The organism is Chromobacterium sp. S0633 (assembly GCF_024158805.1).
Classification (GTDB): domain Bacteria; phylum Pseudomonadota; class Gammaproteobacteria; order Burkholderiales; family Chromobacteriaceae; genus Chromobacterium.
In genome coordinates, this window is sequence record NZ_JAMZGH010000024.1 from 36,486 (window position 1) to 56,557 (window position 20,072).

At 64.3% G+C, this 20,072-nt stretch carries 16 protein-coding genes; 10 read left to right on the forward strand and 6 right to left on the reverse strand.

Going from position 1 to position 20,072, the window contains the following annotated elements:
- Positions 1-22: 22 nt before the first annotated feature.
- A complete protein-coding gene (locus NK214_RS14925; RefSeq protein ID WP_253314882.1) occupies positions 23-1,264 on the forward strand; it encodes a chitinase in 1,242 nt (413 codons plus the stop codon).
- Positions 1,265-1,324: 60 nt separating this feature from the next.
- Here NK214_RS14925 and NK214_RS14930 read toward each other — a convergent pair whose 3' ends face one another.
- Positions 1,325-2,053 (reverse strand): peptidylprolyl isomerase, encoded by a 729-nt coding sequence (locus NK214_RS14930; protein ID WP_107799605.1) that lies wholly within the window; start codon positions 2,051-2,053, stop codon positions 1,325-1,327.
- Positions 2,054-3,090: 1,037 nt separating this feature from the next.
- Between NK214_RS14930 and NK214_RS14935 the strand changes: the two genes are divergently transcribed.
- On the forward strand, positions 3,091-3,519 hold the full coding sequence (locus NK214_RS14935) for a thioesterase family protein (protein WP_107801826.1): 429 nt from the start codon (positions 3,091-3,093) through the stop codon (positions 3,517-3,519).
- Positions 3,520-3,590: 71 nt separating this feature from the next.
- Here NK214_RS14935 and mnmC read toward each other — a convergent pair whose 3' ends face one another.
- Together mnmC and mnmH are read right to left on the reverse strand one after the other, a co-directional pair.
- On the reverse strand, positions 3,591-5,576 hold the full coding sequence (gene mnmC, locus NK214_RS14940; RefSeq protein ID WP_253314883.1) for a bifunctional tRNA (5-methylaminomethyl-2-thiouridine)(34)-methyltransferase MnmD/FAD-dependent 5-carboxymethylaminomethyl-2-thiouridine(34) oxidoreductase MnmC: 1,986 nt from the start codon (positions 5,574-5,576) through the stop codon (positions 3,591-3,593).
- Positions 5,577-5,676: 100 nt separating this feature from the next.
- Positions 5,677-6,714 carry a tRNA 2-selenouridine(34) synthase MnmH gene (gene mnmH, locus NK214_RS14945; protein ID WP_253314884.1) on the reverse strand — a complete coding sequence of 346 codons (1,038 nt, stop codon included), beginning with the start codon at positions 6,712-6,714 and terminating at the stop codon, positions 5,677-5,679.
- A gap of 20 nt (positions 6,715-6,734) precedes the next feature.
- Between mnmH and selD the strand changes: the two genes are divergently transcribed.
- The gene (selD, locus tag NK214_RS14950; RefSeq protein ID WP_107799602.1) at positions 6,735-7,775 is read left to right on the forward strand and encodes a selenide, water dikinase SelD; all 1,041 of its coding nucleotides are present in this window, start codon (positions 6,735-6,737) and stop codon (positions 7,773-7,775) included.
- Between the two features lie 10 nt (positions 7,776-7,785).
- Complete coding sequence (locus NK214_RS14955) at positions 7,786-8,283, forward strand: translesion error-prone DNA polymerase V autoproteolytic subunit (RefSeq protein ID WP_253314885.1); 498 nt, start codon at positions 7,786-7,788, stop codon at positions 8,281-8,283.
- Positions 8,284-8,442: 159 nt separating this feature from the next.
- On the opposite strand, the gene NK214_RS14960 is transcribed toward NK214_RS14955, so the two are convergent.
- A complete protein-coding gene (locus NK214_RS14960) occupies positions 8,443-8,925 on the reverse strand; it encodes a hypothetical protein (protein ID WP_253314886.1) in 483 nt (160 codons plus the stop codon).
- A gap of 244 nt (positions 8,926-9,169) precedes the next feature.
- Between NK214_RS14960 and clpB the strand changes: the two genes are divergently transcribed.
- Positions 9,170-11,749, forward strand: a complete 2,580-nt coding sequence (gene clpB, locus NK214_RS14965; protein WP_107799599.1) for an ATP-dependent chaperone ClpB — start codon at positions 9,170-9,172, stop codon at positions 11,747-11,749.
- 59 nt (positions 11,750-11,808) lie between these two features.
- On the opposite strand, the gene NK214_RS14970 is transcribed toward clpB, so the two are convergent.
- Together NK214_RS14970 and fliW are read right to left on the reverse strand one after the other, a co-directional pair.
- Positions 11,809-12,375, reverse strand: a complete 567-nt coding sequence (locus NK214_RS14970) for a DNA-3-methyladenine glycosylase I (RefSeq protein ID WP_107799598.1) — start codon at positions 12,373-12,375, stop codon at positions 11,809-11,811.
- On the reverse strand, positions 12,375-12,809 hold the full coding sequence (fliW, locus tag NK214_RS14975; protein ID WP_107799597.1) for a flagellar assembly protein FliW: 435 nt from the start codon (positions 12,807-12,809) through the stop codon (positions 12,375-12,377). The genes NK214_RS14970 and fliW overlap by 1 nt, the downstream gene beginning before the upstream one ends.
- 206 nt (positions 12,810-13,015) lie before the next feature.
- Between fliW and NK214_RS14980 the strand changes: the two genes are divergently transcribed.
- From NK214_RS14980 to NK214_RS15000, 5 genes are all read left to right on the forward strand, one after another.
- Positions 13,016-14,230 carry an EAL domain-containing protein gene (locus NK214_RS14980; RefSeq protein ID WP_158274294.1) on the forward strand — a complete coding sequence of 405 codons (1,215 nt, stop codon included), beginning with the start codon at positions 13,016-13,018 and terminating at the stop codon, positions 14,228-14,230.
- Positions 14,227-14,958 carry a response regulator gene (locus tag NK214_RS14985; protein WP_107799595.1) on the forward strand — a complete coding sequence of 244 codons (732 nt, stop codon included), beginning with the start codon at positions 14,227-14,229 and terminating at the stop codon, positions 14,956-14,958. Before NK214_RS14980 ends, NK214_RS14985 begins: the two co-directional genes overlap by 4 nt.
- Before the next feature lie 10 nt (positions 14,959-14,968).
- Positions 14,969-18,832: a PAS domain-containing hybrid sensor histidine kinase/response regulator gene (locus tag NK214_RS14990; RefSeq protein WP_253314887.1), complete on the forward strand. Its 3,864-nt coding sequence runs from the start codon at positions 14,969-14,971 to the stop codon at positions 18,830-18,832.
- Between the two features lie 157 nt (positions 18,833-18,989).
- Positions 18,990-19,823 (forward strand): ferritin-like domain-containing protein, encoded by an 834-nt coding sequence (locus tag NK214_RS14995; protein WP_227107938.1) that lies wholly within the window; start codon positions 18,990-18,992, stop codon positions 19,821-19,823.
- A 32-nt stretch (positions 19,824-19,855) separates the two neighbouring features.
- Positions 19,856-20,071, forward strand: a complete 216-nt coding sequence (locus NK214_RS15000) for a hypothetical protein (RefSeq protein ID WP_227107940.1) — start codon at positions 19,856-19,858, stop codon at positions 20,069-20,071.
- Position 20,072 lies beyond the last annotated feature (1 nt).

The window sequence follows — 20,072 nt, forward strand, 5'->3', positions numbered from 1 at the left end:
TGCAATCCAAGGAGGAAGACGCATGTCGTTGAACTGGATAACCGTGATGCGGGCGTCCGCGTGCGCGCTGGCGGCGGGGCAGGCGTGGGCGATCTGCCCTGCATGGCAGGAGGGCGCCAGCTATCGGGCCGGCGACACGGTCGCGTACGCCGCGGCCAACTACACCGCGCGGGTGGCGCATACCGCCCATGTCGGCGCCAACTGGAATCCTCCGGCGTCGCCGACCCTGTGGCTGGCGGGAGGTAGTTGCGCGGGGGCGCCGGAGCCAACGCCGGAGCCGACGCCGTCTCCCGCTCCTGGGCCGTCCGCGCCGTTCGCCAAACATGCTTTGGTGGGCTACTGGCACAATTTCGCCAACCCCAGCGGCGACGCTTATCCGCTGAGCCAGGTCAGCGACGATTGGGACGTGATCGCGGTGGCCTTCGCCGACGACGCGGGCAACGGCAAGCTCAGCTTTGCGCTGGATCCCAAGGCAGGTTCCGAAGCTCAGTTCATCCAGGATGTTCGCGCCAAGCAGGCCAAGGGCAAGAAGGTGGTGTTGTCGCTGGGCGGGCAGAATGGCTCGGTCACGCTGAACACCCCGGCGCAAGCCCAGAATTTCGTCAATAGCCTCTACGCCATCATCGTCAAATTCGGCTTCGACGGCATCGATCTGGATCTGGAAAGCGGGGTGTCGCAAGGCGCGCCCATCATCGGTAATCTGATTGGCGCGGTGAAGCAGTTGAAGGCCAAGGTGGGGGCGGGTTTCTACCTGTCCATGGCGCCGGAGCACCCCTATGTCCAGGGCGGCTATGTCGCCTACGGCAGCATCTGGGGCGCTTATCTGCCCATCATCGACGCGTTGCGCGACGATTTGAGCGTGATCCATGTCCAGTATTACAACAACGGCGGGCTGAACACGCCTTATTCCAACGCCGCATTGGCTGAGGGCAGCGTGGACATGTTGGTGGGCGGCAGCAAGATGTTGATCGAGGGCTTCCCGCTGGCTTACGGCGCTTCGGGCAGCTTCAAGGGTTTGCGGCCGGATCAGGTGGCTTTCGGCGTGCCTTCCGGCCGCAGTTCCGCCAATTCCGGCTTTGTCAGCGCGGATACCGTGATCAAGTCGCTGGATTGCCTGATGGCCTTGAAAAATTGCGGCAGCGTCAAGCCGAGTCAGGCCTACCCGTCGTTTCGCGGCGTCATGAGCTGGTCGATCAACTGGGACCGCAAGGACGGCTTCCCGTTCTCGCGGTCGGTGGGGGCCTCGCTGCGCGGCCGCAACTGATGGACGTAAAAAAACCGGGGCGCGATTGCGCCTCGGTTTTGTACGGGTTCGCGCCGTGGCTTACAGCGCCGGCATCGCATAGCCTTCGATCTGAGCGGCGGCGACCAGCTGGCCCAGATAGGCCTGCATCGCCTTGTTGCCGGCCATGTCGTTCAGGTATTGCTGCAGGCGGTCCTTGATTTCCTCAAAGCTCACCTTGCCGCCCTCGTGGCGCTCTTGAACCTGGATGATGTGGTAGCCGAACTGGGTCTGCACCAGGTCCGGAGCGAGCTGGCCGGCGGCGGTGTTGAATACCGCTTGTTCGAATTCCGGCACCATCTGGCCGCGGCCGAACTGGCCCAGGCTGCCGCCTTGCTGGCCGGACGGGCAGGTGGAGTGTTCGCGGGCCAGGTCGGCGAAGCGGGCCGGATTGGCCTTGATTTCTTCCAGCACGCCTTCCGCCTTGGCTTTGGCCAGGCTGCCGGCCAGGCCTTCGCCCAGCGGGAACAGAATGTGGCTGGCCACGGCGGACTCGCCGCTGCTGAAGCGCTCGGGGTATTGATTGTAGAAGGCCAGGCATGCGGCCTCGTCCACGGCGTCAACGTGCAGTTCCTGTTCCAGCAAGGCGCCGATGGCGGCGCCTTGGTCGGCGGTGTCGATGCCGAGGGACTTGGCTTTCTGCAACAGCAGTTCGCGCAGGACCAACTCCTGAACGGCGGCGTCGCGCGGGTTCGGCGCGTCAGCGTAGTGGGCTTGTTCCGCTTGCACCGTGTCTTCGGTGATTTCGATGCCGTTGACTCGAATGGTCATGGAGATTTCCTGTGATGGTAGATGAGGGATGCGCCCAAGGGCGGGAAATGTGCGATTTAAAAAGCGTTCGCCGCGCTTGTCAAGAAAGGCGGCGAGTCTTATCGAGGGGCATTGGAATAAAGCGCGAAAATTTTAAGAATAATCTTATATTTGCCCGGTCGCTTAATCGCTAGTATACGAGCCATGCAGCTTCAGGGCTTGCATGAAAACCCGGTTGGCTGCTCATGCTTGTACGCCGCTTGCCGAGTCTTGATGTTCATGTGTACGTAGACGTCGTCCGTCTGTACTTCGTTCTGGTGCGCCAAGCTTGGGCTTGGACACTTGGTGAATTGAGATCCCCGTTTGGGCCGCCTCCGTGCGGCCTCTTTTTTTGCCCAGCCCTCTGAGCATAACACGAAAGCATGCCGGCTTGGCCCGCGCCGCCGGGAACGGAGCATAAAAAAAGAGCCCCGATCAGGGGGCTCTGAATTGCACCTTCGCTCAGGTGATCGTCGCGGTTGCCGGTGGGCGTGTATCCACAGCCGGCAGCGCTTCGATCGTATCGAACCGCCCTCGGGGGAGAGCCGATTCGATGGAGGCAGTATGCGCCTGCCGGCACGGGCCAAATAGAGTGATTATTGGGGGCTTGTGTGACGGGCTGTGATGAAATCGGGGCGGGCTTAACATTTGCGCAATGAATTGGCGCGCAGGTCTGGCTGAGGGGGCGCGAAGCATAAAAAAAGAGCCCCAGATGGGGCCCCAATTTGCACCTTCGCTCAGGAGACCAACGCGCCGGCCAGAAGGGGTAGGTAATTTCCAACAGAACCCGCGCGCTGATCATGCCAGATCAGGACTCTTGCGAGCCCTGGCTGCTGACGGAAACCAGTATGCCGATTTGTTTCGAGGCCGGATATTTGGATTTGTTGTGTTTTATGTGACGCTATGTGACCCGGACGGGATTGGCCGCTATCATGACGCAGTGCAAACAATCATGGCGCGCCGGCCGTGAACGGCGCGCCTATGGACGCCGCGCCGGCTCGTCTTTTAAGGGGAACAGCGTGGACAAGCATTACCCGGTTATCGATACCCGCAGCATCGTGATGCGTTGGGGCGATATGGACGCCGTCGGGCATCTGAACAATACGTACTATTTCCGTTATCTGGAGCAGATCCGCCTGGATTGGCTGGAAAGCCTGGGGCACGGCATCGACCCCTCAGGCTGCGGTCCGGTGCTGGCGGGCACCGCCTGCGTGTTCCGCAAGGAGATCACCTATCCGGCCACGCTCGACATTAGCATCGAACTGGAAAAACTGGGACGCAGCAGCTTGAAGCTGCGCCATCATTTTTATCGGCGCGACGATCCCGGCGTGGTGTACGCCAGCGGCGAGGTGACGCTGGTGTGGGTGGATTATCAGGCGGGCAAGTCGGTCGCCATCCCGGAGGACATTCGCGCGGCGGTGGAGACGGCGGCCAAGTCCGCCGCCTGAGACGACCAGGTTTTCCCGGCCCCCGTCGCCTTGGCGCGGCGGGGGCTTTTTCGCGCCCGGCTGCCGCCGGGTCAGCTTTGCCGCGGCACTTTGTTGCGCGTCAGATCGCGCATCAGGAAACGGCTGGGGTGGGTGGCCTGCATCAGGCTGCGGGCCACGGGGGCCGGTTCGTCCTCCAGCAGGGCGGCGAGTATTTCGCCCGACAGCGGCGCGGTGATCATGCCGCGCGAACCATGAGCGGTGTTGACGTAGAGGCCGTCTATCCAGGGCGCGGCGGCGGTCAGCTTCAAGGAAGCGTCCTTGCTCAGCGGCAGATAGGCGTCGATCAGGCCTTGCGCGTGGGCGACCGGTCCGACGATGGGCAGATAGTCCGGGCTGGTGCAACGCAGCGCGGCGCGTCCGGCCAGGGCTTTGTCCAGCAGGCTTTCGCCGCCCAGGGCTTGGTACAGGCTGGGCGCGAGTCCCGCCAGCATCTGCAGGTTTTCCTGATGCTCGAACAGGTTGACGCCGAGATCTTCGGTGTTGAACTTGAAGGTGGCGCCCAGGCAGTGTTCGCCGAAACGGGCCGGGGAAATATAGCCTTCGCCGCACAGCACGGTGCGCAGCGCCTCGCTGTGTTCGGTGGCGCGCGTCACGGTGACCTGGCCGCGAATCTTTTTCAAGGGCAGATGCTGGGTGGCGTCGAAGGCGCCGGTTTCCGCCGCGCCGGCCAGAATGACCACGGAACCGATGGCCACCGAGCCTTCATCGCCGATGGCGACCCAGCTCTTGTCCAGCGGGTTGTAGTCCAGCTCTACGATGGTGCGGCTGGTGCGGACCTGGATATTGGGATGCTCCACCAGCTTGCGCACCAGGGCGGGCGGATTGACCCAGCCGCCCTGCGGAAAGAACAGGCCGCCGTGCTGCAGCTCGACGCCGGCCAGCTCGCTGGCTTCCCGCGCGTCGACCGGGCGCAGGAAGTCTTCGCCGAAGCCGGCCGCGGCCAGCCCTTGCTGGCGTTCCGCCTCGGCCGCGTCGTAGGCCAGTTGCAAGACGCCGCAGCCGCGCCAGTGCGCGTCGTCCTCCGGCAGCTGGGTTTTCAGCGTGCGCAGGCTATAGCCGTAGCCGGACAGGATCAGGCGGGTCAGCGGGGTGAAGTGCGGGGACAGCTTGGTGTACAGCACGCCTTGCGGGTTGCCGGAGGCGCCGCGCGCGAGTTCGGGCAGGCGTTCCACCACGGTGACCTGCCAGCCGCGGCAGGCCAGGCTGTAGGCGCTGGCGGCGCCGGCGATGCCGCCGCCGATGACGATGGCGCTGCGTTCCCCGTGGCGCCGCGCCGGGCGGGCGAACCACGGAGGCGACCATTCGCCGTCGGGCAGGGTTTGCAGATGGCCGTGGCTCATTTCCCGCTTATGGCCGAAGCCGGCGGTCTTGCTGACGGCGAAGCCGGCCTCGCTCAAGCCGCGACGCACGAAACCGGCGCTGGTGAAGGTGGCGAAGGTGGCGCCGGGCGCGGAGAGCCGCGCCATGGTCTGGAACAGCTCCGCTTGCCACATGTCCGGGTTCTTGGACGGGGCGAAGCCGTCGAGGAACCAGGCGTCCACGCGAGCGTCCACCTCCGGCAGCACTTCCAGGACATCGCCGATCAGCAAGGTCAGCGTGACGCGCCCCTGGCTGAGCAGCAGGCGGTGCCAGCCCGGAGGCAGGGACTGGTATTGGGCCAGCAGCTGCTGCGCCAGGCCGGCGAGCTGGGGCCAGAGCGCCAGCGCCCGGGCCAGATCGCGCGGGGTCAGCGGAAACTTCTCCGCGCTGATGAAGTGCAGGCGCGTATCGGCCGGCGCGTATTGCAAAAAGCATTCCCACGCGCATAGAAAGTTCAGGCCGGTGCCGAAGCCGGTTTCGGCAATGGCGAAGTGGCCGCCGGCGGGCAGTTCGGCGAAGCGCTCGGCCAAACGGTTGTGCCGCAGGAAGACATGGCGGGTCTCGTCCAGGCCGGAAGCGCGGGAGAAGTAGACGTCGCCGAAGGCGAGGGAAACCGGTTGACCGTCGTGCCAGTCAAGTTGAGCGTGTGGGGTCATGCGCGCGGGGTCGGGGCGCGGCGCGGCGCCGCGGGTGAATTAGGATGTTCTGATGATACCGCAGTTTTGCGCCGCTGATGAGCGGCGCCGCGGCCCCTGTTCAGACTATCCGCGCCGCGGCCAGGTCCAGTTGCTCCGGAGCCAGGCTGTCCAGCCGCAAAGGCGCGGTCTTGGCCAGCTGCGGGTAATGCTTGCCCAGCGAGCGGTAGTAGAGCGGGTCGTAGTGCTTGGCCAGCAGCTCCGCCACCAGAGCGTCGAAGCGCCCGGCCCGGATCAACTGGTTCCAGGCGTCCAGCTGTTCGCCCGAGTGCAGCCCTTTCAAGAAGCCCAGTTGGCGGATCAAGGTTTCGGGGTCTCGCAGGTAGAAGTCGTAATCCTCCAGCAAAAAGCGCACGCGCTCCGCCAAAGGCACGTCGATCAGCAGGCAGTCGCCTTGGTGCATCTGGCGGTACAGCGCGTCGGGCAGGGTGACGAAGCCGACCTTCTTGCTTTCCGATTCGATGAAGACGGGGCGGCCGGGATCCAGGCTGCGGATCTGTTGCAGCAGCAAGGTGTCGAACCATTTTTGCGGCGGCTGGGGCAAGTCCGGCAGACGGCCCAGCACCGAGCCGCGGTGATTGGCCAGCTGCTCCAGATCCAGCACCTGGTGGCCGGCGCGCGCCAGCGCCTGCAGCAAGCGGCTTTTGCCGGAGCCGGTGGGGCCGCAGATCACGCGCAGCTTGAGCTGGCCGGGCAGTTCCTCCAGCCATTGCAGCGCCTGGCGGCGATAGGCTTTGTAGCCGCCCTCCAGCTGATGCGCGGGCCAGCCTATCTGGGCGAAGATCAGGGCCATGGAGCCGGAACGCTGGCCGCCGCGCCAGCAGCAGATCAGCGGGCGCCAGGATTTGGGGCGATCGGCGAAGCGCTCTTCGATATGGCGGGCGATATTCTTGGCCGCCAGCGCGGCGCCGACCTTGCGCGCTTCGAATGGGGAAACCTGTTTATACAGCGTGCCGACGCGAATCCGCTCGTCGTTGTCCAGAACCGGGCAGTTAATGGCGCCGGGGATATGATCTTCGGCAAATTCCGCCGGAGATCGGACGTCGATGATCTCGTCAAACTGCCCAAGCTGTGATACGTTCGCGACCTTGAAAAGCATAAATATGGCGGAGTCCGCAAATGGCTGAAATCAAATTGACGCAATTGTCTCACGGCGGCGGCTGCGGCTGCAAAATTGCCCCGGCGGTGCTGGAGTCCATTTTGTCGACGGCCAAGGAAAAAATGGTTTTCCCCAATCTATTGGTGGGGGCGGAAACCAGCGACGACGCCGCGGTGTATCAGTTGAACGCCTCGCAAGCCATTGTGGCGACCACTGATTTTTTCATGCCCATCGTCGACGACGCCCGTGACTTTGGCCGCATCGCCGCCACCAACGCGCTGTCCGACATTTACGCGATGGGCGCGACGCCCATCATGGCCTTGGCCATTGTCGGCATGCCGGTGAAGGTGTTGCCGGTGGAAACCATCCGCGACATTCTTGCCGGCGGAGAGTCGGTATGCCACGCCGCGGGCATCCCGCTCGCCGGCGGCCATTCCATCGATTCCCCCGAGCCGATCTACGGTCTGGTGGCCTTGGGCGTGGTGCATCCGGACCAGCTCAAGCGCAATAGCGAGGCGCGCGACGGCGATGTGCTGATCCTGGGCAAGGGCCTGGGCGTGGGCGTGCTGGCGCAGGCGATGAAGAAAGGGGAGCTGGACGATAAGGGCTATCAGGCCTTGATCGCTTCCACCACCAAATTGAATACCGTCGGAGCGGAACTGGCGGCCATGGACGGCGTGCACGCGCTGACCGACGTCACCGGTTTCGGCCTGTTGGGCCATGCGCTGGAGGTGTGCAAGGGCGCCAAGCTGGCGGCGCACATCGATATGGCCGCGGTGCCGGTGATCGAGGAGGCGCGCGCTTTCGCGGAGCAAGGCTGCGGTCCGGGCGCGATCGAGCGCAATCTGGCCAGTTTCGGCGAGCACGTCGATTTTGGCGCGGGGCTGCCGGAGTGGCAGCTGCGGCTCTTGGCCGACCCGCAGACCAGCGGCGGTTTGCTGGCGGCGGTGGCGCCGGAGCAGGCCGACGAGGTGTTGGCGCGTTTCCAGCGCGCCGGTTTCGGCTATGCGGCCAAGATCGGCCGCCTGGCCGCGGGCGAGGCCCGCGTCATCGTCCGCTGAGCGGCGCGACGTGAAAGACGCGCGTCCGGAGCGCCTGCGGCTGGCCGCCCGCGACCGGCCCTTGACGGAGCTGGCGCGGCTGGCGCCCGGCCGGGTGAGCGGCGCGCGGCGCGCCAGCGCCGACGACGCCCAGATTCCTTGGTTCGACGGCAGCGTGGCGGCGGGTTTCCCGTCGCCGGCCGACGACTATCTCGAGCGTTCGCTCAACCTCAACGATTTGTTGATCCAGCACCCGGACACCAGTTTCTTCGTGCGCGTCGCCGGCGACGCGATGGCCGGGGCCGGCATTTTCGACGGCGACTTGCTGATTGTCGATCGCATGCTGCCGCCGCGTCACAACGATGTGGTGGTGGCGGTGGCGGGCGAGGAATTCCTGGTGCGCCGGCTGCACCTGAGCCCTGATCGCGCCTGCTTGCGCGCCGCTCAGCCGGGCTACGCCGATTTACAGGCGGAGACCGATGTCGAGATCTGGGGCGTGGTCAGCTCGGTGGTGCGTTCGCTGCGCTGAGTTTGCCGGCGCGGCTTAGCGCCTATTTCAAAGTCTTGCGAGCTAGGGCGATACCAGGCGAAAACGGCTGAGCAAGCGGAATGCACATAGGGTCTATGAGCATTTCGAAGGTGTTCTCAACGTCGTATCGCCGAAGCACGGCAGGCTTTGAACAGGTTCTTAAAAGGTCCAGCGCAGGCTGAAGGTGGTGACGGCAACCCGCGTCTTGTGCGGGGTGTAGTCCATCTTGGGCACATAGCCCACTTCCAGCGCCAGTTTGCGAGTGCCTATGCTGAGCATGGGGAAGGCGACCACCTGCTTGACGCCGGAGCCGTCCAGATAACCGACCAATAAGGTGGTGCCGGCGTAGAGCGGGCTGGATCCCAGTTGCCATTCCTTGCGCCAGCCGCCGGCGACGAACCAGGCCGTTTCGCGGAAGGAGTCGCGATAAGAGCCGACGCGGCCGATCCAACGGCCGTCCGCGTCGTTGCCCAGCGGCGCCCATTCCAGCCCGAGGCCGGGGTTTTCTCCGTTGAAATCACAACGCTTGCCGCTGCATTGGCTGTGTATGGACGCGCCGTAGGCCAGCAAGGAAAGATCATTGTCGGCGTGGGCCAGGGAACAGGCGGTCAATAGCAGGCCGGCGGTCAGGAGTGGCTTCATGGTGATACCCCTTTACGGAAGAGAAGCGATTACGCAAGTCAGGCGGCTCGGGACTTGGGTGGGCGGCTCTTGTTGGGCCAGTCCGGTTCCGCTCTTGATTTAATGCATAGATTAAATTTTTTACCAAAGCCATAAATAAAATGCGTCTGAGGGAAAATCGGGTTCAAGATCGACGATTGCGAGGCTTGAAAAGCAACTGGCCATGCCCAGATAGTGTTTATCAATCTTCCGAAGGAGCCACTCCATGCGATTCGACAAGCTGACGACCAAGTTCCAGCAGGCGCTGGGGGATGCCCAGAGCCTGGCCCTGTCTCAAGACCATGCTTACATCGAGCCGCAGCATCTGCTGTTGGCCATGCTGGACGACGCCGACGGCGGCATCGCCGGCCTGCTGGCGCGCGCCGGCGTCAACGTGCCCGGCCTGAAAGCCGGCTTGAACCAGGCTTTGCAGCGCCTGCCGCGGGTGCAGGGCAATGGCGGCGAGATCACCGTCTCGCGGGATTTGGCCAATCTGCTGAACCTGAGCGACAAGGCGGCGATGAAGCTGGGCGACGAATTCATCGCCAGCGAGCTGTTCCTGTCCGCGCTGAGCCAGGACAAGGGCGAGGCCGCGCGGCTGCTGAAAGAGCACGGAGGCCAGCCGGCGGCGATCCAGGCCGCGATCGACGCGGTGCGCGGCGGCGCAAGCGTGTCCAGCCAGGACGCGGAGAGCCAGCGCGAAGCCTTGAAGAAGTACACCCAGGACCTGACCGAGCGCGCGCGCCTGGGCAAACTGGACCCGGTGATAGGCCGCGATGACGAGATCCGCCGCGCCATCCAGGTATTGCAGCGCCGCACCAAGAACAACCCGGTGTTGATCGGCGAGCCCGGCGTCGGCAAGACCGCCATCGTCGAGGGCCTGGCCCAGCGCATCGTCAACGGCGAAGTGCCGGAAAGCCTGAAGAACAAGCGCCTGCTGGTGTTGGATCTGGCGGCGCTGATCGCCGGCGCCAAGTTTCGCGGCGAATTCGAAGAGCGGCTGAAAGCGGTGTTGAACGATCTGGCCAAGGACGACGGCCAGACCCTGATCTTCATCGACGAGATCCACACCCTGGTGGGCGCGGGCAAGGCGGAGGGCGCGATGGACGCCGGCAATATGCTGAAGCCGGCGCTGGCGCGCGGGGAGCTGCATTGCATCGGCGCCACCACGCTGGACGAATACCGCCGTTACATCGAGAAGGACGCGGCGCTGGAACGCCGCTTCCAGAAAGTGCTGGTCGGCGAGCCCTCGGTGGAGGACACCATCGCCATCCTGCGCGGCTTGCAGGAAAAGTATGAAATCCACCATGGCGTGGACATCACCGACCCGGCCATCGTCGCCGCCGCCGAGTTGTCGCAGCGCTACATCACCGACCGCTTCTTGCCGGACAAGGCCATCGATTTGATCGACGAGGCCGCCAGCCGCATCAAGATGGAGCTGGATTCCAAGCCGGAAGAGATGGACAGGCTGGACCGCCGGCTGATCCAGCTGAAGATCGAGCGCGAGGCGGTGAACAAGGAAAGCGACGAGGCCTCGCAAAAGCGGCTGAAGCTGATCGAGGACGAGATCGCGGAACTGTCGCGCGCCTATGCGGACCTGGACGAGATCTGGAAGGCGGAAAAAGCCGCGCAACAGGGCTCGCAGAGCATCAAGGAGGAAATCGAGCGCCTCAAGGTGGAGATGGAGGATCTGAAGCGCAAGGGCGATTGGCAGAAGCTGGCGGAACTGCAGTACGGCAAGCTGCCGCAGCTGGAGGCGCGGCTGCAGGACGCCGAGGCGGCCGGCGCCGGCGAGCAGGCCAGGCCCAACCGCCTGCTGCGCACCCAGGTGGGGGCGGAGGAGATCGCGGAAGTGGTCAGCCGCGCCACCGGCATTCCGGTGTCCAAAATGCTGGAAGGCGAGCGCGACAAGCTGTTGCGCATGGAGGAGGTGCTGCATCAGCGCGTGGTGGGGCAGGACGAGGCGGTCAGCGCGGTGGCCGACGCCATCCGTCGCTCCCGTTCCGGTCTGGCCGATCCCAACAAGCCTTACGGCTCCTTCCTGTTCCTGGGGCCGACCGGCGTGGGCAAGACCGAGCTGTGCAAGACCTTGGCCGGCTTTATGTTCGACAGCGAAGACCACCTGATCCGCATCGACATGTCCGAGTATATGGAGAAGCATTCGGTGTCCCGCTTGATCGGCGCGCCGCCGGGCTATGTCGGTTACGAGGAGGGCGGCTATCTGACCGAGCAGGTGCGCCGCAAGCCGTATAGCGTGATCTTGCTGGACGAGGTGGAGAAAGCGCATCCGGACGTGTTCAACATCCTGCTGCAAGTGCTGGACGACGGCCGCCTGACCGACGGTCAGGGCCGCACCGTGGATTTCAAGAACACCGTGGTGGTGATGACGTCCAATATCGGCAGCCAGCAGATCCAGGCGATGGACAGCGACGATTACCAGGTGATCAAGCTGGCGGTGATGGCGGAGGTGAAAACCCAGTTCCGGCCGGAGTTCATCAACCGCATCGACGAGGTGGTGGTGTTCCACGGCCTGGGCGAGCAGCACATCAAGTCCATCGCCCGCATCCAGCTCAAGAGCCTGGAGCGCCGGCTGGCCAAGCTGGATCTGGACTTGCAGATCAGCGAGGAGGCGCTGGCCTTGCTGTCCGAAGCCGGCTTCGATCCGGTCTACGGCGCGCGGCCCTTGAAGCGGGCGATCCAGTCCGAACTGGAAAACCCGTTGGCCAAGGCCATCCTGGCCGGCGAATACCCGCCGAAATCCACCATCCTGGTGGAAGCGCGGGACGGCCATCTGAGCTTTGCCTGAACGCAGGCCCGCTCGTAAAAAAAGCCCGGGAATCCGGGCTTTTTCTTTGGGCGGCGCGCTCAGCCGCGATCGGGGTGGCGGAAGCAGGCTGACATGTGGTCGTTGACCACGCCGCAGGCCTGCAGATAGGCGTAAATCACCGTGCTGCCGACGAAGTTCATGCCGGCTTTTTTCAGCGCCTTGCTGATGCGGTCGGACAGCTCGGTGCTGGCGGGCACCCGCTCGTCGTCGCGGCGGCGCAGTATCGGCCGGCCGTCCACATGCGCCCACAGCCAGTCGGCGAAACTGCCGTGTTGCCGCTGCATCTGCAGAAACACCTTGGCGTTGCGGATGGCGCTCCGGATCTTCAGCCGGTTGCGCACGATGCCGGCGTCCTGCATCAGGCGCTCAACGTCGCCGTCGTCCATCGCCGCCACCTTGACCGGGTCGAAGCCGTGAAAAGCGCGGCGGTAGCCGTCGCGCTTGCGCAGGATGGTGATCCAGGACAGGCCGGCCTGCGCGCCTTCCAGAATCAGCATCTCGAACAGCTTGCGGTCGTCGCGCTCGGGACATCCCCATTCCTCGTCGTGATAGGCGACGTAGAGCGGATCGTCGCCGCACCAGGCGCAGCGGGCCGGGGCCGGCATCAGCGGTTATGCAGCAGGATGTCGCACTGCAGCCCCACTTTTTGCAGGCCGGTGCGGCTTTGCAGATTGATCACCAGAGGATTGCGGATGTTCGCCTTCATCGTGGACAGCGCCGGGTGCTGTTCATCGGCCTGATTGCTCAGCATCAGCAGAATGGCCACATCCTGCGGACGCTGCAATTGCAGCTCGGCCACTTCGGCGTCGTCCAGCTCTATCTCATAGCGGATGTCCAGCGCTTCCGGAGTGGTGATGCTGAAGATGACGCCGGCGTCGTCCAGCGATTGCAGCCAGAACACCTGCGGCTGGGCCTGGGTGGCGTTGTGGAACAGCTTGAAGCGGGTGCAGTTTTCCAGCGCGGGAATGCCGCGCGGGAAGGTGATGACGGTGCTCTCGTCGATATCGACTTGGCCGAGCTGGCTGGACTGGAACCGCATGGCGTGCCTCCTGGCGTGACAATGCTCTCATTATGCATGGCGACGACGGCAATTGCACAAGCGGAACGCCGCCGCGCGCGAAGATTGCAAGCCGTGGTTGTGGCCGAGGGCTTATCGGCCTATATCAATATTACTCGAATGTCGTATCTAAATTGGGTTGCGGACAGCCGGCAGGGCGCCCGCGCGCGATGCTAAGGGGAGATCCCATGAGCTTGCCCGCCAAGCGGTTTCTGATTCTTGAAGACCAGCTGGTGCTGCGGAAACTGATTTCCCGTCAGGCCAGTTTCTTTAGTCGCTACGAAGTGGCCATCGACGAGTTCAGCGACCCGGCCGAGGCGCTGCGCAGCATCGGGGAGAACCACTACGACCTGATCGTCACCGATATCGGCATGCCGGGCATGAACGGCATCGACTTCATCAAGCACGTGGCCTTGCTCGGCTACCGGGCGGCCTTGCTGATCATTTCCGGCTATGACGGCAAAACCCTGAACACCATCAGCGAGATGGCTTGCAGCCTGGGCATAGGCAGCACCCGCTTCCTGTCCAAGCCGTACTCGGCGGAGTCCTTTCTCACCGCGCTCAACAGCGTGTTCAACGATCTGGAGCGCGCCTACCAGGTGCAGCAGCTGGACGTGGAGGGCTTTTTCGCCGACGTCTGCTCCGGGGAATTCAAGCTGGAGATCGAACCCATCCTGGGCCTGCCCGGCCATCGGCTCGCCGGCTTCGACGTGACGGCCCTGATTCGGCCGCAAGGGCGGGTGGAGTGGGGCGCCGGTCTTTTCAATGTGCTGGCGCGCCGCAAGGGGGTTTCCGCCCTGGTGCTGGAAGAGCTGGTGGCCCGCATCGCCAGCCTGTTGGCCAGCCTGCGCCAGCAAGGCCTGGGCGAGGAGTGCGGCGTCAACGTGCGCATAGACAAAGCCTGTCTGGAGAGCGAGAACCTGTTCGACCACTGCCATGCCCAGTTGCAGCAGCGCGGCGTGCCGCCGCGCTTGCTGGGTTTCGAGCTGGCCGAGGGGCTGGGGCAGCAATCGCCGGCCCAGGCTTTCGAGAACGTCGCCAAGATCAAGTATCTGGGCTTCCGGCTGATCGCCGATCATTTCGGCAGCGGTTCGCTGACCCAGAGCAATATGCTCAAGCTGCCGTTCGACCATGTGAACATCCCCATCGAATCCCTGCAATGGATACGCGCCATGCTGGGCGCGGACCCGCAGGCGCTGCGTTTCTTGCGCATCTACGGCTTGCCGCCGGGAGCCATCACCGCCAGCGGGGTGGACGAGGAGGAGGATGTGACGCTGGCGCAGGAGATGGGCTGCCCCTGCGTGCAAGGCGCTTATATGGCCTTGCCGGTGCGTGAAAACGAATTGAGCGACTATTTGCGGCGGAGTCAGGAAACCGCGGCGGCGGAAGGGGGCGCGGGATGAGTATCGCGGCGGTGGACTTCTCGCGGATGCGGATATTGGTCGTGGACGACCAGACTCTGGTGCGCTCCTTGATCAGTCAGGCTTTACAGACCATGGGCATGCGCTCGGACGCCATCTTCCAGACCGCGGACGGCACCGCGTCGATGCGCTTGCTGGATATCCGCATGGTGGACCTGGTGCTGTGCGATGTGCAGATGGCGCCGATGAACGGCATGGATCTGCTCAAGGAACTACGCTGCGGCCATACCATGAATCCTTCCAATCTGCCCTTTGTGTTCCTGTCCGGCCATGCGGATCGCAGCAATGTGGTGCTGGCCAGCCAGTTGCACGCAGACGGCTTCGTGGTCAAGCCGCCGAAGCCGGCCGATGTGGAGAAGGCCATCGTGGCGGCGATGCAGCGCAAGCGGCCGGAGATTGATCCGTTCAGCTACTACGGCGTGTCCACCGGCACCGAATACGACCGCAAGGTTTTCGGCCGGCTGTTCGACGCTCCGGCGCTGCCCGAAGCGCCGCCGGGCATGGCGGTCAGCCTGCTCACGGTGAAGGCGGGCGCGGTGCTGGCTCAGGACCTGCACAGCAAGCACGGCCATTTGCTGCTGCCGCGCGGCGCGGCCATCTCCGCCAACCAGATCACGGTGCTGCGCGATTTCAGCGACCGCTACGGTGTTTTGCGGCTCTTCGTCGAGGAGGTTTCCGAGACGGAGGCCGAGTCGTCACGTGAGCTCTGAGCGGCCGTCGATGAAGTTTTCCAGGCCGCGTCAGGAGCACATCAAATCCATCCGCCGCGCGGTGATCCTGATCGTCTTATTGCTGGGCGTGCTGCAGACCGGGGCCATTTTGCGTCTGTTGGACGAGTCCTGGGACTCCTATCGCAGGGCCCGGCACGTGGCCGAGCTCAATCGAGACATCTCGGCCTTGTATCAGGCGGTCAGCGCGGAAAACCTGGAGAGCAGCAAGCTGCGGCTGCTGCTGACGGCAAAGTCGCCGCCTACGCCGCAACAACAGGAAGAACTGAAGCAGCTTGCCCGCGACACCGACGCCAAGTTCGTGGTGGCGCTGGCGTCGGTTCCCGTCATGACCGGGGCGGACGCCTCCAGCCAGGGGCGGCTGCGTAATCTGGCCCACGATTTCAAGGTGCTGCGCGATGAAACCACAAAGATATTGAGCCAGCCGGATTTTCAGAACGAATCGCTGAGCAATCTGCTCTACCTGGCCACCGCGCGGATGCGCAACGAGGCCGGCGGCATCCTGGCCGCGGACATGGCGCAGCTGGCCAGTCAGGGCGATCCCACGCTCAACAGCCTGATGATGATCAAGCAGAGCCTGTGGCAGCTGGGCGGGCAATTGCGCGGCAACGCGGTGGCGCTGATCATGCGCGAGCAGCTGGGGCACCGGATGAACCGCGACATCGAGGACGATCTAGCCTTCCGGCTCAGCTCCGCCATGGTCATGGTGGAGCAGCTGCGCCCTGTGATCCTGGGCGTGCACGACGACGCCTTGAAAGCCGCGTTCACCAATCTGACCACCTTGACGCTGAAGCTGCAACTGGTCGTCAAACTGCAATACGAACAGATAGACGGCGTTCAGTCTTTCCGTCAGGTCACGAATTTCCGCGTTAACTTGCTGGAACTGGATGAGGAGCTGCGGCGCACCTTCGGCATGGTGGAGCGGATGACGGCCGAGCGCATTGACGAAAGCCGGCGCACTTATCTGCTGCGCATGGTGCGCGACGGCTTGTTCGGCGTGCTGGCGCTGAGCCTGGTGCTGGTGTTGCTGTACTACATGGTGCGCCGCGTATTGCGGCCGCTGTCCGCGCTGAAGCATATGCTGGACGCCTCCGGCGACGCGGTGTTGATCGTCAATCGCAACGGTCGGATCGAAATCGCCAACGCCGGGGCCGGCAAGATGTTCGGCTATCCGCAAGCGGCCTTGCACGGCATGTCGGCCTATAGCTTGCTGGAGGTGCCGGGCGGCGCCGCGCATCTGACCCAGGCCTTGAACGACCAGGAAACCGTGGCCTTGGCCGGAGAAGGCTTGCCCGCCAACGGCGAACGCTTCTACGTGGCGATCTCGCTCAGCCAGTTCAGCAATAGCCGAGACCACGGCTGGCGCATGCTGACGGTGCGCAACGAGCAGCAAAGACGGCAGGCCGAAACCTCGCTGGAGCGCAGCGTGGAACTGTTGTCGGCGATTTCGGTGGTGGAGGGCATGTTGCTGGCGCGGGAGCCGCGCGACAAGGTGTTCGAGGAGCTGCACCGCGTGTTCTGCCACCACACCGGCGCCCGCGAATGCCTGTTGGTGGCCTGGTCGCCGCTGGACGAATGCGGGCAATCCCTGCGTTTGCAGGCCGGCAGCTGGCCGCCGGAATTGCCGTCGCTGCAGGAAGTCACCCACGCGGCGGCTCCGCTCAGCCAATTGTTCCAGCTGCTGAGCGAGCGCTCCACCTGGATTTCCCTGCCGGTGATGCTGGGCGGCGATGTCGCCGCGGCGGTGTGCATGCAGCAGCCGGACGTGTTCCGCCTGGGCGTGGGCATGCAGCCGCTGATCGGCGCCTACGCCAATATCCTGGGCTTTTACGATGAGGAAGCGCGGCGCAAGGTGTCGGAGGCGCAGTTGCGCACCGTGTTGCAGGAAGAGGAGGCGGTGTTCGCCTCGTCTCCGGTGGGTTTGCTGCGCCTGAACGAGCAATTGCAGATTTCCCGTTCCAACCAGACGGCGGAGATGATTTTCGACGTCGGCGATTACGGCCTGGTGGGCATGCATTTGATGGAGCTGATGGCGTCGGATCAAGGCTGGATAGAGTTGACCGAGCACTTGCAGCAAATGCGTCAGGGCACCCGCATCCACTGCGAACTGGAATGCCTGACCGGCGCGGGCCTCCCGATCTGGGTCCTGTTCGAAGGCCAGATGGTGGCGACGGAAACGGTGGAGGGCGTGATGATCCTGGCTTGCCTGGACATCACGGAACGCAAGATGGCCGAATTCGAACTGCGCATGGCGCGGGACCAGGCCAATGCCGCCAACCGCGCCAAGAGCGCCTTCCTCGCCACCATGAGCCACGAAATCCGCACGCCGATGAACGGGGTGCTGGGCATGTTGGAACTGTTGAACATGACCCGGCTGGACGGCGAGCAGCGGGACGCGGTGGCGACGATACACGATTCCGCGCACACGCTGCTGCGGCTGATCGACGACATCCTGGATTTCTCCAAGATCGAGGCCGACAAGCTGGAGATCGTCACCGCGCCGACGGCGACGCGGCCGTTTCTGGAGAGCATCCGCAGCCTGTATCAGGAAAACGCTTATAAAAAGGGGTTGGATTTCCAGTTGGAAGTGGATGAGCAGCTGGCGCCGACGCTGGTGCTGGACCCCTTGCGCGTCCGGCAGATTTTGCAGAACTTCATCAGCAACGCGATCAAGTTCACCGCTCAGGGCGGCGTGACCATACGCGTCAAGGTGCTCAGCACCATGGCCAATTACCAGTCGCTCAGCTTCGAGGTGGAGGACAGCGGCATCGGCATGTCCGAGGACAGCTTGTCCAGGCTGTTCCAGCCCTTCACCCAGGCGGACTCCGACACCACCCGGCGGTTTGGCGGCACCGGCCTGGGCCTGGCCATCTGCCGGCGGCTGGCCGGCTTGATGGGCGGTCATGTGGAACTGGAGAGCGAGCTGGGCCAGGGCCGTTGCGCGCGTTTGCTGCTGGAGGCGGAGTGGTCGGAACAAGTGGTGGCCCCGGTCAGCCTGCCACAGGTCCACGTGCCGGCGGAGACGCCGCGCGAAGAGGAGGTCGAAACCGCGGCGCCGTCGCCGGAGCGGAGCGCGCTGCCCATCTTGTTCGCCGAGGACAATCCCACCAACCGCAAGCTCACCCTCAAGCAGCTGGAAAAGCTGGGCTATGCGGCGGAATGGGCCGAGGACGGCGAGCAGGCTTTCGCCAAATGGCAGTCCGGCCGCTACTCGATGATCCTGACCGATTGCCATATGCCGGGCATAGACGGTTATCAGCTGGCGCGGCTGGTGCGCGCGCGCGAACAGGAGGAAGCGGAAGGAAGCCGTATTCCCATCGTCGCCTGCACCGCCAACGCCGCCAAGGAGGAGCTGGACAAGACCCGGGAAGCCGGCATGGACGATTTTCTGACCAAGCCGCTGTCGATTGCGGAGCTGTCCGCCGCGCTGCAAAAGTGGACGACGGCGGAGGCCGGGGCAAAAACGGCGGCGCCGCCCGTCGCGGCCGAACCTGAGGGCGGGCCGGAAGACGGGCCGGTGGACCGCTCCGTGCTGCAGGTGTACAGCAACGGCGAGCTGCAAGTGGAGTTGGAAATCCTGCGCGACTTCCAGCAAGGCAACGCCGAGGACGTGGCCGAACTGCGCAGCGCCATCGTGGAAGGCTCCAGCGACCGCGTCAGCTTCGCCGCCCACCGGGTCAAGGGCGCCAGCCGCATGGTGGGCATCAAGGCCTTGGGCGAGGCGGCCGAAGCGGTGGAAAAGGCCGGCAAGGCCCAGGCGATGGAGCAGGTGGCGGCCTTGATGCCGGCTTTCGACGCCGCGCTGGCCGAGTTCGAGGCCTGGCTGGCCAGGCAGAATGAAACCAATCCGGCCTGAGGTACGGTTCAAAGTCCGCAGCGCGCCGACGACGCGGCGGGGGAGCCGGGCATTGAAATGCCCATGCGCCGTATGAGCAAAACCGCTTGCTTTGTCGCAGGCCGCTAGACTTTGAACAGGTTCTGAGGCGAGGCGAGATCGGCTAAAATACCCGGCCATGAGCGAGTCGACATCTCTTTACCCGCAGTTGGAAGCGGCGCTGCTGTGCGGCGACGTCGAGCGCAAGATGACGCTGGCGACGGCGGTCTTGCACGGCTGGCGTTTAGACGCGTTGCCGCGCCGCGCGGACGCGCCGCCGGCCTATCCTTTGCCGGAGGCCGGACGGCCGCCGCTGCCGGAACTGGTCCATCCGTCCAAGGTGCCCAAGCGCAGCCTGTCCTCCCGGCAGGGGCACGCCGCGCTGCTCCACGCCATCGCCCATATCGAATTCAACGCGGTCAACCTGGCGTTGGACGCCGCTTGGCGCTTCCGCGAGATGCCGGACGCCTTCGTCAGCGACTGGTTGCAAGTCGCCGCGGAAGAAGCGCGCCACTTCTCCCTCCTGCTGCGGCGTCTGCGAGAGCTGGGCCACGACTACGGCGATTTCCCCGCTCACAACGGCCTGTGGGCGATGAGCTGCAAGACCGATTACGATCCGCTGGCGCGGATGGCCCTGGTGCCCAGGGTGCTGGAGGCGCGCGGCCTGGACGTGACGCCGGGCATTCAGCGGCGGCTGGCCGGCATTGGCGATCACGCGAGCGTGGCGGTGCTGGACATCATCCTGCGCGAGGAAGTGGGACATGTGCGCATCGGCAACGCCTGGTTCGGCCGGCTGTGCCGGCAGCGGGGGCTGGAGCCGGAGGCCTGTTTTCAGGAACTGCTGCGGCGCCACGATGTCCAGCTTTACCGCGGGGCCTATAATCTGGCCGCCCGCGAGCGGGCGGGGTTTTCAGCCAAGGAGCTGGAAGCGCTGCGCGCCTTGTGCGAAGACGACACAGCTCCAGCCGGCTAGAATGCCGGCGGCCTCACCTGGAACGATGAAACATGCTATTGAATTTGTTTAAGAAGATGCAAAGGCAGCGGCGCTTCGCCATGACGGTGCTGCTGCTCAGCACCTTGGCCTTTGCGCTCAGCTCGGCGCTGTGGCGCGGCCTGGACGGCGGCCCCGGCCCCTTGCTGGCCATTCTGTGTCCGCTGGCGATGCTGCTGGCCCTGATCTGCCAGTTCAGCGCTTTGTTGGCATTGGCGAAAAGACCTTAAA

Coding starts and splice junctions, on each gene's coding strand:
- NK214_RS14930 (WP_107799605.1), bottom strand. CDS start 2,053: ATGACCATTCGAGTCAACGGCATCGAAATCACCGAAGACACGGTGCAA.
- mnmC (WP_253314883.1), bottom strand. CDS start 5,576: ATGACCCCACACGCTCAACTTGACTGGCACGACGGTCAACCGGTTTCC.
- NK214_RS14970 (WP_107799598.1), bottom strand. CDS start 12,375: ATGCCGGCCCCGGCCCGCTGCGCCTGGTGCGGCGACGATCCGCTCTAC.
- NK214_RS14980 (WP_158274294.1), top strand. CDS start 13,016: ATGAGCTTGCCCGCCAAGCGGTTTCTGATTCTTGAAGACCAGCTGGTG.
- fliW (WP_107799597.1), bottom strand. CDS start 12,809: ATGCGGTTCCAGTCCAGCCAGCTCGGCCAAGTCGATATCGACGAGAGC.
- NK214_RS14925 (WP_253314882.1), top strand. CDS start 23: ATGTCGTTGAACTGGATAACCGTGATGCGGGCGTCCGCGTGCGCGCTG.
- NK214_RS14990 (WP_253314887.1), top strand. CDS start 14,969: ATGAAGTTTTCCAGGCCGCGTCAGGAGCACATCAAATCCATCCGCCGC.
- NK214_RS14985 (WP_107799595.1), top strand. CDS start 14,227: ATGAGTATCGCGGCGGTGGACTTCTCGCGGATGCGGATATTGGTCGTG.
- mnmH (WP_253314884.1), bottom strand. CDS start 6,714: ATGCTTTTCAAGGTCGCGAACGTATCACAGCTTGGGCAGTTTGACGAG.
- NK214_RS15000 (WP_227107940.1), top strand. CDS start 19,856: ATGCTATTGAATTTGTTTAAGAAGATGCAAAGGCAGCGGCGCTTCGCC.
- NK214_RS14960 (WP_253314886.1), bottom strand. CDS start 8,925: ATGAAGCCACTCCTGACCGCCGGCCTGCTATTGACCGCCTGTTCCCTG.
- selD (WP_107799602.1), top strand. CDS start 6,735: ATGGCTGAAATCAAATTGACGCAATTGTCTCACGGCGGCGGCTGCGGC.
- NK214_RS14995 (WP_227107938.1), top strand. CDS start 18,990: ATGAGCGAGTCGACATCTCTTTACCCGCAGTTGGAAGCGGCGCTGCTG.
- clpB (WP_107799599.1), top strand. CDS start 9,170: ATGCGATTCGACAAGCTGACGACCAAGTTCCAGCAGGCGCTGGGGGAT.